Raw genomic sequence first — 14,537 nt, 5'->3', positions numbered from 1 at the left:
CTCACTCTCTTTCGTTAATAGTTGTTAAGTGAACGTAGCCAGGACGATTCCATTTCCGATGAACCTCAACACCATTTTGAGGATGACGTTTTTTATAGCGTGGGTTCGTACGAGGAAGTGGTGATTTTCCTTTTGCTTTTAGCACTTCAACTCGTACTTTTGTTTGTTTATAAGCTGGTGTTGATGTATTCACATCTGCTGCAGGGCCCGTTAAGAAGTTGATAGCTGAATCTTTATTAACGGAGTTCATCGGTAAAAATAATTCGTTTCCTTGCACGCGATCTGTGACAAGAGCATTTAGCTTTAATGCACCATAAGGAGATACTAAACGAAGTAAGGCTCCATCTGCAATACCTCGTTCCTTCGCCAGTTCCGGTGATACTTCAACGAAAATATCAGGTACTTTCGATTGAATACCTTTTGATTTATTTGTTAGATTTCCTTCATGGAAGTGTTCAAGCATACGACCATTATTAATAAGACAATCGTACTGTGCCTCATATTCCACAGGTTGCACCCAATCATTTAAAGCAAAACGAGCTTTTTTATCAGGGAAATTGAAACCATCTTCATATAGTAAAGGTGTATCTTTACCATCATGGCTACCCCAGCAGAAGCTACCCCAGCCTTCTAAGACATCATAGTTAGCTTGTGAGAAGAGGGGGGACAGGCTGGTCATTTCATCAAAGATGTCACTTGGATGATCATAATGCCAATCTGCTCCTAAACGACGAGCAACCGCTTGCAAGATTTCCCAATCTGCTTTCGATTCACCAAGTGTTGGTAATACTTGATAGAGGCGTTGAACACGACGTTCTGTATTCGTGAATGTACCTTCTTTTTCAAGGGAAGGCGCAGCAGGTAAAATCACATCTGCATATTGTGCTGTACGTGATAGGAAACAATCTTGGACAACAAAAAAGTCTAGTTGTGAAAGCACCTCATCTACATGGTTGGCATTACAATCAACAAGCGCCATATCTTCGCCCACTAAATACATGGCTTTCATTTTACCTTCCATAATCGCATCTAACATTTGCATATTAGTTCGACCTGGTTGCGACTGAATTGGGACACCGTAAGCTTTTTCGAATTTTGCACGCGCTGCCTCATCTGTTACCTTTTGATAACCTGGCAAGAGAGTTGGTAGTGTACCCATATCACAGGCACCTTGCACATTGTTATGACCACGAAGAGGGTAGGCACCCGCACCTGGACGACGATAGTTCCCAGTTGCTAAAAGTAAATTTGAAATCGCTGCGGATGTATAAGAGCCACCAGTATTTTGTGTTACACCCATGCCCCAAAGCACACATGTACCATCTGCATCACGAATCATTTCAGCCACTTCGATCAATGTTTCTTTACTAATACCCGTCATTTCTTGCGCATAATCAAGTGTATATGTTTCAAGTACTTGTTTAAAATCATCATAATGAAGGACGTTTTCTTGAATAAAGGCTTCATCGTGCCAACCTTGGTCAATGATATATTTGGTAACGGCCATTAACCAAACTTGGTCAGTACCTTGCTTCGGACGCATAAAGATGTCAGAACGCTCAGCCATTTCATGTTTACGAATATCCGCAACAATTAATTTCTGACCATGTAATTTATGTGCACGTTTCACACGTGTTGCTAAAACAGGGTGTCCTTCAGCTGGGTTAGCCCCAACAATGATGACAAGACCAGCCTTGGCAATATCTTTGATCGTACCCGCGTCACCACCTAAACCTACTGTACGTAATAAACCATCAGTAGCAGGGGATTGACAATAACGGGAACAATTATCGACATCATTTGTTCCAAATAACTGACGTGCCATTTTTTGAATTAAGTAATTCTCTTCATTTGTAATTTTAGAAGATGAGATAAAGCCGACAGAACCAGGACCAAATTGCTGCTGAATACCACCAAGCTTTGTGGCAATTAAATCGAGTGCCTCATCCCATGATGATTCAACAAATTCATTATTTTTACGAATAAGAGGTTTAGTAATTCGTTCCTCAGAATTAACGAAGTCCCAACCAAATTTCCCTTTGACACAAGTAGAAATTGCGTTAACGGGACCTTCGGAAGGTTGTACTTTTAAAATTTTACGGTCTTTTGTCCAAACTTCGAATGAACAACCTACACCACAGAAAGTACATACTGTTTTTGTTTTTCTAGTACGTTTACTACGCATAGCTGCTTCCACTTCAGAAACGGCAAAAATACCGCTATAGCCCGGTTCAACTTCCTTAATTAAACTGATCATTGGATCTAACATATCCTGTTTCAGACCAGTCATAAATCCAGCCTCTCCAAGCATGGATTTTTCCATTAAGGCATTACATGGACAAACGGTTACACATTGACCGCAACTTACACAGGAAGAATCATTAATTGCTACGCCAGTATCCCATATGACGCGTGGTCTTTCGGCTTCCCAATCGAGGGATAATGTTTCATTCACCTGTAAATTTTGACAAACCTCTACACATTGACCACAAGCGATACATTGGTTAGGGTCATATCGATAAAACGGGTGTGACATGTCCACTTCATGAGGTTCCACTTTCGGTTGGTAAGGATATTTTTGATGCTCGATTTCCATCATTTCAGCCGTGTTGTGTAATGCACAATTTCCATTGTTATTATCACAAACTGTACAGTACAGTAAATGATTTTCGAGTAGACGATCCATCGCTTCTGTTTGTGCTGCTTTTGCTTTGTCAGAAGTTAATAAAACATTCATGCCGTCTACTGCCTTTGTGGAGCAGGAACGAACTAATTGACCGTTCACCTCCACGATACATGTATCACATGTTTCGATTGGATCAACAGCAGGCACATGACAGATCTGTGGATGCGGAATGTCATGCTGATTAATGGTATCAAGGATTGTAGCTCCTTCTTTTACATCATACGATACGCCATTAATATTAATTTGAGTCAAGATAACTTCCTCCTTTTGCACTTTGAGACTAATCGGACAACATGTTGCAGCTTAAGACAAAAAGGGAATAACAAATCGAGTTGGTTATTTTTGAAAAGATTGTCTTGTTATCATTGTAATTCCCAATTGTTCTTGAAGCTACCTCAAAATAGGCAAATTGCTAGATCATAACAAGTTATCCATGTCTCGGTTTTTAAAAAAATAAAAAATCCACCATGAAATAACATGTCCAAGACATGCTAATGATTCATGGTGGATAAAATTCTTAGCAGGCCTTGCTAAAAACTCAATCTACTTTTATTTTTTAATAACAATAGAATTTAAATATTAAAAACACTATGCAACATCGTGACATAGGGATCAAAATAAATCAATTCCATTTGTGATATGAATATTATAGCTCTTTCCTTCAAAATGAACAATATTTATCATAAAATTTATTAAATGAGAATTATTATCAAAAAGTATTTTCTCTTTTATTTTTTTAAAAGTTGCTATATCATTAACAAACTGTAAGGGTGACCCTCATAACCATTTACCTAAAAAAGTTTAATTACGATGGGAGAATCGTTGCTATGTCTAAAAAAATACACGAATTTAATGACATGATTCGAAAGTTACGCAAGGAAGTATTTGGTAAAGGACCTGAACGTATTCATACCGTTTTTGTCGAGAATATGGCTGTATCTACTTTATACGGTAATATCACACCGACAGAAAAATTTATTGCCAGTACACCAGAAGGGTTAAAAATGGTGCATGCTGCAAGGACGAGTATGATTCAGGATTTATATACGCAATCACCACCAGAGGGTATGGAAGAATTGATGGGTAGCAAACTACTCCACCTATTTTCAGATATTAAAATTGAAGAGGATTTTGCGATTTCCGTCTTTGTTTTTGAAAAGAATATCAGTGAATAAAGGGGATGCCTTATGGAGCGAGCAATAACAAGGAAAATTGTGCGAGTTGAAGGACAGCAAGTGAAAGAAATGGATGATTTAATCGTCTCAGAATACGCGGTGACCGTAAAAATTAATCAGCAAGAATTTGTCACGATGGTATGTACACCAGAGTATGTAGAAGATATGGTCATCGGCTATTTAGCTTCTGAACGAGTGATTCGTAGCTTTGAGGATATTGAGGAAATTTGGCACCAAGAAAAAGAAGGCTTTGTGCATATTAAAACAAAGCATGTCAATCCTTATTATCAGCAGACGCAAAACAAACGCTATATTACCTCTTGCTGTGGGATGAGTCGACAAGGATTTGTTTTTACGAATGATGCATTAGCAGCAAAAAAAATGGAAGACGTTCAGGTGCAAATGTCGACTGAGGATTGCTTCCGTTTAATGCATGCGATGCAGGATGGTGCCGACATTTTTAAGAAAACGGGTGGTGTGCATAATGCTGCACTATGTGATGTCAATGGCATTGTGTTAAGTCGTATGGATATTGGACGCCACAATGCTTTAGATAAAATTTACGGCTATTGCTTACGCAATAACATCCGTATGCAAGATAAAATAATTGTTTTTAGCGGACGAATATCGTCGGAGATTTTACTCAAAGTCTCCAAAATAGGCTGTGCCATTGTGCTGTCTAAATCAGCTCCAACTGAATTAGCCTTGCAATTGGCTGAGCAGCTTGGCATTACGACGGTAGGCTTTATCCGACAGCATTCATTGAATATTTATACACATCCACACCGCATCCTATTACCAGCTCAGAATGTACTGAAAGAAGGAGATTAAATGACGAATCTACAAGACCAATTACACAGACCGTTAAGAGATTTAAGAATATCCGTAACAGATCGCTGTAATTTTCGTTGCCGCTATTGTATGCCAGCTGAGGTATTTGGTCCAGATTATGCATTTTTACCGTCTGATAAAATATTAAATTTTGATGAGATAGAACGATTAGTAAAAATCTTTGTTTCATTAGGCGTGAAAAAGGTGCGAATTACGGGCGGCGAGCCATTGCTACGTCGTGATTTGCCCGAATTAATTGCCCGTATTCACCATATAGAGGGTGTAGAAGATATTGCTTTAACAACCAATGGCTCTTTATTAAAAAAATATGCACAGCCATTGGCACAAGCAGGCTTATCTCGAGTCTCAGTTAGTCTAGATTCACTTGATGAAGAACGTTTTTTCGAGATGAATGGTCATCGGGGCAAGGTATTGCCGGTGTTAGAGGGAATTGAAAAGGCAGCAGAAGCGGGTTTACAAGTAAAAATTAATATGGTTGTTCAAAAAGGCAAGAATGACCAAGACATTGTTACAATGGCTCAATTTTTTAAAGAAAAACAGCATATTTTACGCTTTATTGAATATATGGATGTAGGGAATTCGAACGGTTGGCGTTTAGATGATGTGGTGTCCAAAAAAGATATCATTGAGCATATCCATCAGTTTTCTCCATTACAGCCAGTGGCTCCAAATTACAGGGGGGAAGTGGCAACGCGCTTTCAATATCAAGATGCACAAGGTGAGGTTGGTGTGATTTCGTCTGTGACAGATTCTTTCTGCTCCAATTGCTCCCGTGCTCGTCTCTCAGCAGAAGGATCATTATACACTTGTTTATTTGCAACTGAAGGCACTGATTTAAGAGAACTGTTACGATCAGGGCAAGATGATGCAGCCATCATCAAATGTATTACGAACGTTTGGGAAACAAGAAATGATCGTTATTCAGATGAACGCAATGAACAAACAATGGCAAAAAGGAAAAATTCAAAAATTGAAATGTCTCACATTGGGGGGTAGTGTGTAAAAAAACAGAAAAAATCGGCAAAACGATGCCGAATTTTTCTGTTTATTTATGCACAAAGGTGCCACTTTTTCCACCTGTTTTTTCAACAAGATAGGTTTCTTTAATGACCATTGTTTTATCAACGGCTTTGCACATATCATAAAAAGTTAAGGCAGCAATCGACACAGCAGTAAGGGCTTCCATTTCAACACCAGTTTTCCCACTACATTTGACAGTGGCTTGAATATGGAGCTCATAGCCATTCTCCGCCTTTTCATAGTCAAACTGGAAATCTGTGCCCTGTAGCATGATAGGGTGGCACATAGGAATGATATCGGCCGTTTTTTTAGCACCCATAATCCCTGCAATTTGAGCAACTTGCGTCGGATCACCTTTTTTAATGCCACCTTGTTGGATGGCTTCATAGACTGCATCCGATAAAATAATCGTACTGCGAGCAATAGCTGTACGTGTCGTGATTTCTTTTGCAGATATATCGACCATTTTAGGACGACCTTCTTCGTTCCAATGTGTAAAATTATTCATCGTTAAACTCCTTTTTAGTCGTTTGTGACCAATCTTGTTGTGCGTTGATATTGACAAATGTTGGGCTATTGTCATCAAAAGGAACGTAGCAAACACGAATTTGCTCTAACAGCACTTTCATACTTCGCTTGTTTTGTTCCGTTAATTGCTTTGCCCTTGGTAAAGCTGTACGTCGATATAATGCCGCCAATGGTTGATCCCGTAGCGCTTGCGTAGGAACAATAGCATCATAGGCGTCATCAATCAGCCCTACTATTTTTTTGATAAAATTGGCATTCATATAAGGCATATCGCTCGCTACGACAAAAAACCATTCCACATCAGGGTAGGCTGTCATGATAGAATGCAAAGCAAAAAGTGGGCCTTGATGTGGCTGCTTTTCGATGATCCATTGGACGTTTTCCTGCCCAAATTGATGTTGTAAGTGCGCGTTCGTAGCAATAATGATAGGATCTAGCCGATTTTTTTGCAAGGCTGTGAGACTATGTTTATATAAAGCCTGCCCAGCAAACAGCTCAAACATTTTAGGCTGACCATAGCGAGAGGATTGACCACCAGCTAATACAACTCCAGCAATTTTCATAGGCGATTCAACTCACCGACAAAATGTTGGACAGTAGGAAGAATGAGCTTCATCATAGCCAATGTCACCGCATTTGTAGAACCTGGTAAAACATAAATAGCGGTTTGCTGACGGCTTCCAGCAGTGGCTCGACTAAACATTGCTTTTGGGCCAATTTCTTCATAGCTGAGAGTTCGAAATAATTCACCAAACCCCATCATTTCTTTTTCAAAAAGAGGCAGAATGGTGTCGTAGGTTTGGTCTCTTGGTGTAAATCCTGTTCCACCCGTGACGATAATGGTATTGATTGTGTGATCACTGCACCATTTCTTGATATGATTGGCAATATCCAGTGGTTCATCCTTTGTTAGCTGGTAGTCGACTACTTCAAATGTAGCTTCTTGAAGTAAGGATTGAATGCGCTGACCAGCATGATCATCTGCTTTAGTGCGTGTATCACTGACCGTTAAAACAGCTACTTGGATTAGTTGCTGTTGATGTGTGGGATGCACAGTAAAAGACCTCCTTCAAACGTATTTTGCTGAAAAACATTGCTTTTATTATAATGCTATAAATGAAAAGGTCAAACGAAAATTCAAAGAAAGAAAGGCCTCATACTTATGCAAAATAGATATTCTAGACAACAATTATTTCATCCCATCGGACAAACAGGGCAGCAGTCCATTCAACAAAAACACGTCCTAATCATTGGTGTAGGTGCATTAGGGAGTGCTAGCGCAGAAGCACTTGTGCGCGCTGGTATTGGCAAGCTGACCCTCATTGATCGTGATTACGTAGAGTGGAGTAATTTACAAAGACAGCAATTATATACAGAGCTAGATGCACAAGAAAAAATGCCAAAAGTCATCGCAGCTAAAACAAGACTTCACAGCATCAACTCAGAGATAGAAATCAATACTGCTATTATGGACGCTTGTACAGAGTCCTTGCTGCCATTATTAGAAGATGTCGATGTGATGGTCGATGCAACCGATAATTTTGATGTCCGTTTTCTCATGAATGACCTTGCACAAAAGTCTCGTATTCCCTGGGTATATGGTTCTTGCGTTGGTAGTTATGGTGCGACCTATACGATTGTACCAGGCAAAACACCATGTTTGCATTGCTTGTTACATGTCATGCCACATACAGGAATGACTTGTGATACGGTAGGTATTATTAGCCCAACAGTTCAAATCGTTGCAGCTTATCAAGTGGCAGAGGTTTTAAAATTGCTCGTTGGTGATGAGAAAGCCTTGCGAAAAAGCTATTTAACGTTTGATGTTTGGCAAAATCAACACTATGAAATCAATGTGGAAAAAATACGGCAAGCTGATTGTCCATCTTGTGGCAATCAACCAACATACCCTTATTTATCCTATGAAAATCAAACTAAATTACAGATACTTTGTGGACGAGACGCAGTACAAATACGCCCTCCGAAGCCAATTCACTATTCGTTCGAGCAGTTGGCAAATCAGCTTCGTCCCTATGGTGAAATTCAGGTAAATCCTTATTTGCTTTCCTGCCAAGCTGATGATTACCGAATTGTGATTTTCCAGGATGGGCGCGTAGTGATACATGGTATACAAAATATAGAAAAAGCGAAAAGCATTTATTATCGTTTATTAGGATAAAGGAGTGTGCCAAATGATAGAAAAAAGACAACCAATCCCTGTGGCAGAAGCGGTTCATCGTGTAATGGACTATGCCTTCCCAGCAAAAAAAGAGCTTGTACCATTAACACAGGCCCATGGACGTTTTATAGCAGAAGCTGTTCGAGCTGATCATGATGTGCCCGCATTTGATCGTTCTCCTTATGATGGTTACGCTATTCGCTCCATTGATAGTAAAGAAGCCTCCTCAGAACATCCAGTCCGCTTTCAGGTTGTGGGGGAAATTGGCGCAGGCTATGTCTATGACGAAGTAGTTGGTCATAGACAAGCTGTCCGCATTATGACAGGTGCGCCAATCCCACAAGGGTGTGATGCAGTAGTCATGCTAGAATTAACCCATACTTTCGAAGAAAATCAACAAATGTGTATGTCGATTAAACGGAATTTTGAAGCGGGGACCAATATTTCGTATAAAGGGGAAGATGTGCAGCAAGGCGCTGTTCTCATTGAAAAAGGTCAATATATTAATCCAGGGGTGATGGCCTTACTCGCTACTTTTGGTTATGAACAAGTACCTGTTTTTCGTAAAACAGTCATTGGTGTGATGGCCACTGGTAGCGAATTACTAGATCCCGGTGAACCTTTACAGCCAGGCAAAATTCGCAATAGTAATGCGTATATGATGATGGCTCAAATTGAGCGCGCTGGAGCAGAAGTTAAATATTTTGGCAAGTTTAGCGATGATCTTGAATTATGTATTGAGAATGTTGAAAAAGCTTTACAGGAAGTTGATATGTTAATTACAACGGGTGGCGTTTCCGTAGGGGATTACGATTACTTACCAGCCATTTACGAAGCGATAAATGCAAAGGTATTGTTTAACAAAGTGGCAATGCGCCCAGGTAGTGTGACTACAGTAGCTGCTCGAGAGGGACAATTATTATTTGGACTTTCTGGAAATCCTTCAGCTTGCTATGTTGGCTTTGAGCTTTTTGTACGTCCGATTATTCGCACTGCCTACAGTAATTCACAGCCCCATTTACGTAGAGAGCAAGCTATTTTAGGTAAGGATTTCACAAAGGCTAATCCATTTACACGCTTTGTAAGAGCACATGCTTATTATGAAAAAGGTCAGTTAGTGGCTGTGCCATCTGGTTTTGATAAGTCGAGTGCAGTTTCCTCTTTAGCATCAGCTAATGCGTTCATCGTCTTACCAGGTGGCTCGCGTGGCTATGAAAAAGGCATGTCAGTAACGGTCTTATTGTTAGAAGATTTGCAAGGAAGTGAGTGGCCTTGGGACAACATCGAAAAATCTTACAGATAGTTGGCTATCAAAATAGTGGTAAGACGACATTGATGGAGCAATTGATTAAGAGAGCGACAACGGAAGGGTTAAGAGTAGGAACCATCAAACATCATGGTCACGGTGGTGTGCCGATGATAGAAGCTTCGAAGGATAGTAGTCGACATGAGCTGGCAGGTGCGAGTGTCACAGCAGTGGAGGGGGAGGGTACTTTACGTATGAGTATTCAGCAAAATAGCTGGCAACTGTCTCAAATACTTGCGCTTTATGCGTCCCTTCCAATGGATATCATTCTGGTTGAAGGGTATAAAAATGAACATTATCCGAAGGTTGTGCTTGTACGAACTGCACAGGATCAAGCTTTATTACAGCAAGTATCTCAGATCATTTGTGTGCTCTATTGGCCAAGTTATCCACTGGATTCCTCACCCACTGTCCCAGCCTTTTCGATACATGAAGAAGCGCAATATATGGAGTTTTTATGGAAGGAAATGAGGAGAGAATCATGACGACAGCGTTATTTGAAATTATCAATAAACCCATTGATGTAGAGGAAGTTAGACAAAAGGTTCTGAGTCGAAATGCTGGAGCCATTACACTGTTCATTGGCACCGTGCGTGAAATCACAAATGGTAAAAAAACATTGCACTTGGAATATCAAGCTTATCCTGCGATGGCCATTAAAATGTTTGAACAAATTGCGCAGGAAATACAAGAGCAGTGGCCAGAAGCGAAAGTAGCCATTACCCATCGTGTAGGTCATTTAGATATTGCTGATATTGCTGTAGTCATTGCCGTATCATCACCACATCGTAAAGTCGCTTACATGGCGAATGAGTATGCGATTGACCGTATTAAGCAAATTGTGCCAATATGGAAAAAAGAGCATTGGGAGGACGGTACGGAATGGATTGGCGATCAATTAGAAAATGTCCCCTATCCGCAAGGGGAACCAGGCATTCAGAAGGAGGAAAATCGTGATTAATATCTTATTATTTGCTCACTTGCAGGAAGCAGTTGGTGCGCCTAAGCTAACTGTAGAGCTGTCAGATGTGACAGTGGCTGAATTGAAAGAGTGGATGGAACAGCACTATCCACAGCTATCATTACAGCAAATGATGACAGCGATTAATGAGGAATTTGCAACGGATACAACGATCATTAAGTCTGGTGACACAATCGCTTTTATTCCACCTATCAGTGGGGGATGAGAAAAAGAGGTAGTTGGATTGAACCAACTACCTCTTTTATACTTTTAGAAGATGAATGCTAAGTAGCAAAAGGAAGGAAATAGCCATCATGCACAAAACCCATGTCCAGGCAAGGGTCATGTTACCCGCATCAATCGCCATATAAATAGCGAGCGGTGTTGTTTGTGTTTTCCCTGGAATATTCCCCGCAAACATTAAGGTAGCCCCAAATTCACCTAAAGCTCGAGTGAAGCTTAAAATCCCGCCAGACACGAGTGCCTTTAATGCAAGAGGAATTGATACAAAAAGAAAGACCTGCCGTTCATTAGCCCCATCCACACGTGCCGCATGTTCAATATCGCGATCAACAGAGGCAAAGCCTGTTTTAGCCGATTGATACATTAATGGAAAGGCAACAATGGTAGAAGCGATAACCGCCGCCCACCATGTGAACATGACGGGCTGATCGAATAGCCAAATAATAAAATTTCCTAATAGACTATTTTTCCCGAAAATGACGATGAGCAGGAAGCCTACTACAGTAGGAGGTAATACTAAGGGTAACAATAATACGGTTTCTAGTACTAGCTTGCCTTTAAAATGGTGGGTTGCCATCCATTTGCCCATGAAAATACCTGCTATGATCGCGATAATGCCTGCGACGAAGGCAATCTCAATGGAAAGTCTAAGTGGAGACCAGAAATCGGTACTCATTTTTTATTGAGCTCCTTTAAACCCATACTTTTTAAAGACATTCATAGCCTCATCACTTTGTAAAAAGTGATAAAAATCTTCTGCTTCTTGCGCATGCTTACTCGCTTTTAGCACACCTACAGGATAAATAATTGGTGCGTGTGTAGCATCATCTGCAGTTGCAATGACATCGACTTTATCAGATACTAGGGCATCCGTTTTATAGACGATTCCTGCATCCACATTTTCTGTTTCTGTGTACGTAAGTACTTGACGTACGTCTTTTGTATACACCACTTTAGATTCAAGTGAATCCCAAAGTTGCATATGCTTTAATGTGTCCACACCATACTGTCCAGCAGGAACCGTTTCAGGTGTACCGAGCGCGATTTTCCCTGCTTGTTGTAAATCTTCGAAGGATTGGATTTGTTTTTCATTGTCTTTTGGAACGATTAAGACTAATTCATTCGCTAAAAGATCCATTCCTTGCTTTTGATCAATCATTTCTTTCTCTACAAGTGCATCGAATTTATCTTCCGCTGCAGAAAAGAAAAGATCTGCAGGAGCACCCTGTAAAATTTGCTGTTGCAATGCACCTGAACCACCAAAGTTATAGAGGATTTTAATCGTATCATGCTCTTTTTCATAAGTTGTTTTAAGCTCTTCTAAGGCATCCTGTAAACTTGCTGCCGCAGAAATTGTTAATTCAACGGGTTTGTTTGCTGCCACCTCTTTTTCTTGGTTACCACAGCCTACTAATAGACCAACTAGTAATAATAGTGTCGCAAATAAACTATAAAATTTTTTCACTATGATTGTACTCCTTTTATAACTCGTTATAACAAGACATAAATAATTATAATCAGTTATAAGTAAAAAAGAAAGATAGTATTGGAAGAAAATTTCAAGATGTTCATCAAGCTATAAATGCGTTACCATGTAAAGAGAGGTTTATAGGAGGAGAATGTTTATATGTCACAAGATCAATCCTATACGATTGAAGAGGTTGCACAATTATTAAAGGTTTCGAAATTAACCATTTATGATTTGGTGAAAAAGGGAGATTTGCCAGTTTTCCGTGTGGGGCGGCAAATGCGAGTAGATCGTGCGGACTTGCAAGCCTATATACAAAAACGTAAAACAGGTACCACTCCAGCTATGTCCCCTGTAGCTACTTCACCTAAAAATCAGTCGAAAATTATTATTAGTGGGCAAGATTTAGTGTTGGATATAGTAGCAAAATATCTTGAGAAAAGACAAACAATGAAAGTATTACGTTCACATGAAGGTAGTTTTAATGGTGTCATGGCGATGTATCATGGCGACTGTAATATTGCGAGTTTACATATGTTTGATGGAGATACAGGAGATTATAATACGCCTTATGTAAAAAAAATCTTTGTGAGTCATGCCTTTGTCCTCATCAATGTTGTATCACGTAGAGCAGGTTTTTATGTTCAAAAAGGGAATCCATTGCAAATCCACACATTTGAAGATTTTAAAACAAAGTCATTTACATTTATTAATCGTGAGAAAGGCTCAGGTGCTCGCACTTTACTAGACGAGCAATTGCGTATTCATGAAATCGCACCATCCATGATTAAAGGGTATACCCATGAAGAAATGAGCCACCTCGACGTTGCCTCTGCTGTAGCAAATGGATATGCAGACGTTGGAATTGGGATTGAAAAAATCGCCAAGCTCATCCCTGTCGATTTTATACCCGCTGTCAGAGAGCGTTACGACATTGTGTTATTAAAAACGCCTGAAAATCAACAACTAATTGAGGCGGTGAAGGAAATTTTAAACGCACCAGATTTCCAAGCTGAGGTGGCTGCATTAGGTGATTATGACATTTCCCAAATGGGCCAAATTATGTATGAAACACTGTAATCAAAATTTTATATTGAGTTTAACAACGAAATCGATTATAATTTTACTGGGAAATTTTATGGTCGTTATGTCATAGTAATATTGCATAGCTTCTATGGAATTTTGAACGTATATATGGTGAGATGGATAAATTAGTAGGTAAAACTGCTAGAATATTAGCCCATCATAAAATAGCTTGCGTAGTAACCACGCAACTATTTTATGATGGGCTTTTTTATGTATATAGGTATAAAAAAGAGGAGTTGAATCATGTGACCTGGTCAGTATTACATGTCATTGGTATTATTGCTTATGCGATAAGTGGCGCATTTGTTGCGTTACAGGCCAAATATTCTTTTATTGGTATATTTGTGCTTGGACTTACTACATCTTATGGAGGTTCCATTATTCGCAACGTCGTACTGGATATACCAGTATCAGATATATGGGAGCGGCAATCCTTATTAGTTGTTTTAGTCACGCTGACGACTATTTTATTTGTCAAAAGGAATTGGATTCATCACTGGAACCGCTGGGGCTATTTCTTTGATTCGATTGGCCTTGCTTCCTTTGCAATACAAGGAGGATTGTTAGCGCAAAGCCTCCATCATGATCTAGGTATTATTATTCTAGCTTCTATGTTTACTGGTGTTGGCGGTGGCATGATCCGAGATTTGTTAGCGGGGAGAACGCCGCTCGCACTAAGAGAAGAAATCCATGCTGTCTTAACATTTTTGTGTGGGCTTTGCATCTGGGCAGGGTGGAGCAGCCCACTTCAATTGTCAGTCATTGTTATTTTGATTGTGATCATCCGTATGTTATCTGTGAATAATAAATTGAAGCTTCCTTAAAAATTGTTGGACTTGTCCAAGTTTTTTAGCAGGACACTGAAAGTAGGTGATTGAAGGAATGTTTTAAGCTGTTCAATTTAATATGTTGTGTTTCTTTATGAAGAATATTCTTCTGCTGATTTGTATTTGGAAATTAATCTGAGTGATTGAATGTGTTGGGTATAGAAAACTTCCTAATAAACATACATATCAACATAGTATAATTTTGT

At 39.7% G+C, this 14,537-nt stretch carries 16 protein-coding genes; 10 read left to right on the top strand and 6 right to left on the bottom strand.

The genetic code is table 11. The annotated features are described in order from the left end of the window. Position 1: 1 nt before the first annotated feature. A complete protein-coding gene (fdhF, locus tag NV349_RS12835) occupies positions 2–2,938 on the bottom strand; it encodes a formate dehydrogenase subunit alpha (RefSeq protein WP_036120653.1) in 2,937 nt (978 codons plus the stop codon). 575 nt (positions 2,939–3,513) lie between these two features. On the opposite strand from fdhF, the gene NV349_RS12830 reads away from it, so the two are divergent. From NV349_RS12830 to moaA, 3 genes are read left to right on the top strand one after another with little or no spacing between them, the layout of a single operon-like run. After that, positions 3,514–3,861, top strand: coding sequence for a Na-translocating system protein MpsC family protein (locus NV349_RS12830; protein WP_036120650.1), 348 nt, complete (start codon positions 3,514–3,516; stop codon positions 3,859–3,861). 12 nt (positions 3,862–3,873) lie between these two features. Further along, on the top strand, positions 3,874–4,692 hold the full coding sequence (fdhD, locus tag NV349_RS12825; RefSeq protein ID WP_036120647.1) for a formate dehydrogenase accessory sulfurtransferase FdhD: 819 nt from the start codon (positions 3,874–3,876) through the stop codon (positions 4,690–4,692). Continuing rightward, complete coding sequence (moaA, locus tag NV349_RS12820) at positions 4,693–5,709, top strand: GTP 3',8-cyclase MoaA (RefSeq protein WP_036120644.1); 1,017 nt, start codon at positions 4,693–4,695, stop codon at positions 5,707–5,709. Between the two features lie 49 nt (positions 5,710–5,758). Here the strand turns inward: moaA and moaC are convergent, their stop codons facing one another. The 3 genes from moaC to NV349_RS12805 are packed head-to-tail and all read right to left on the bottom strand — an operon-like array spanning position 5,759 to position 7,315. Beyond that, positions 5,759–6,241 (bottom strand): cyclic pyranopterin monophosphate synthase MoaC, encoded by a 483-nt coding sequence (moaC, locus tag NV349_RS12815; RefSeq protein ID WP_036120641.1) that lies wholly within the window; start codon positions 6,239–6,241, stop codon positions 5,759–5,761. After that, a complete protein-coding gene (mobA, locus tag NV349_RS12810) occupies positions 6,234–6,824 on the bottom strand; it encodes a molybdenum cofactor guanylyltransferase (RefSeq protein ID WP_271910130.1) in 591 nt (196 codons plus the stop codon). The genes moaC and mobA overlap by 8 nt, the downstream gene beginning before the upstream one ends. Continuing rightward, positions 6,821–7,315: a MogA/MoaB family molybdenum cofactor biosynthesis protein gene (locus NV349_RS12805; RefSeq protein WP_036120634.1), complete on the bottom strand. Its 495-nt coding sequence runs from the start codon at positions 7,313–7,315 to the stop codon at positions 6,821–6,823. Before NV349_RS12805 ends, mobA begins: the two co-directional genes overlap by 4 nt. A 108-nt stretch (positions 7,316–7,423) precedes the next feature. Here NV349_RS12805 and NV349_RS12800 point away from each other — a divergent pair, with 108 nt between their 5' ends. Genes NV349_RS12800 through moaD form a run of 5 tightly spaced genes read left to right on the top strand, consistent with a single transcriptional unit; the run spans position 7,424 to position 10,933 of the window. Next, on the top strand, positions 7,424–8,440 hold the full coding sequence (locus tag NV349_RS12800; protein ID WP_036120630.1) for a thiazole biosynthesis adenylyltransferase ThiF: 1,017 nt from the start codon (positions 7,424–7,426) through the stop codon (positions 8,438–8,440). A 16-nt stretch (positions 8,441–8,456) separates the two neighbouring features. Further along, positions 8,457–9,743, top strand: coding sequence for a molybdopterin molybdotransferase MoeA (locus tag NV349_RS12795; RefSeq protein WP_271913585.1), 1,287 nt, complete (start codon positions 8,457–8,459; stop codon positions 9,741–9,743). Continuing rightward, a complete protein-coding gene (mobB, locus tag NV349_RS12790) occupies positions 9,713–10,231 on the top strand; it encodes a molybdopterin-guanine dinucleotide biosynthesis protein B (RefSeq protein ID WP_036120624.1) in 519 nt (172 codons plus the stop codon). Before NV349_RS12795 ends, mobB begins: the two co-directional genes overlap by 31 nt. Further along, complete coding sequence (locus tag NV349_RS12785; RefSeq protein WP_058844577.1) at positions 10,228–10,707, top strand: molybdenum cofactor biosynthesis protein MoaE; 480 nt, start codon at positions 10,228–10,230, stop codon at positions 10,705–10,707. The genes mobB and NV349_RS12785 overlap by 4 nt, the downstream gene beginning before the upstream one ends. Further along, on the top strand, positions 10,700–10,933 hold the full coding sequence (moaD, locus tag NV349_RS12780; protein ID WP_141903735.1) for a molybdopterin converting factor subunit 1: 234 nt from the start codon (positions 10,700–10,702) through the stop codon (positions 10,931–10,933). The genes NV349_RS12785 and moaD overlap by 8 nt, the downstream gene beginning before the upstream one ends. Positions 10,934–10,969: 36 nt before the next feature. On the opposite strand, the gene modB is transcribed toward moaD, so the two are convergent. Both modB and modA read right to left on the bottom strand, forming a co-directional pair. Next, positions 10,970–11,626, bottom strand: coding sequence for a molybdate ABC transporter permease subunit (gene modB, locus NV349_RS12775; RefSeq protein ID WP_036120602.1), 657 nt, complete (start codon positions 11,624–11,626; stop codon positions 10,970–10,972). A gap of 3 nt (positions 11,627–11,629) precedes the next feature. Beyond that, entirely contained in the window at positions 11,630–12,415 is a 786-nt protein-coding gene (modA, locus tag NV349_RS12770; RefSeq protein WP_271910125.1) for a molybdate ABC transporter substrate-binding protein, read from the bottom strand. Between the two features lie 162 nt (positions 12,416–12,577). Here modA and NV349_RS12765 point away from each other — a divergent pair, with 162 nt between their 5' ends. Beyond that, positions 12,578–13,498 carry a substrate-binding domain-containing protein gene (locus NV349_RS12765; RefSeq protein ID WP_036120596.1) on the top strand — a complete coding sequence of 307 codons (921 nt, stop codon included), beginning with the start codon at positions 12,578–12,580 and terminating at the stop codon, positions 13,496–13,498. Between the two features lie 251 nt (positions 13,499–13,749). Beyond that, the gene (locus NV349_RS12760) at positions 13,750–14,328 is read left to right on the top strand and encodes a trimeric intracellular cation channel family protein (RefSeq protein ID WP_036120593.1); all 579 of its coding nucleotides are present in this window, start codon (positions 13,750–13,752) and stop codon (positions 14,326–14,328) included. Positions 14,329–14,537: the final 209 nt, after the last annotated feature.

Origin of the sequence: Lysinibacillus sp. OF-1 (assembly GCF_028356935.1) — a bacterium.
Lineage (GTDB): Bacteria > Bacillota > Bacilli > Bacillales_A > Planococcaceae > Lysinibacillus > Lysinibacillus fusiformis_D.
This window is presented reverse-complemented; position numbering and strand designations above follow the sequence as displayed.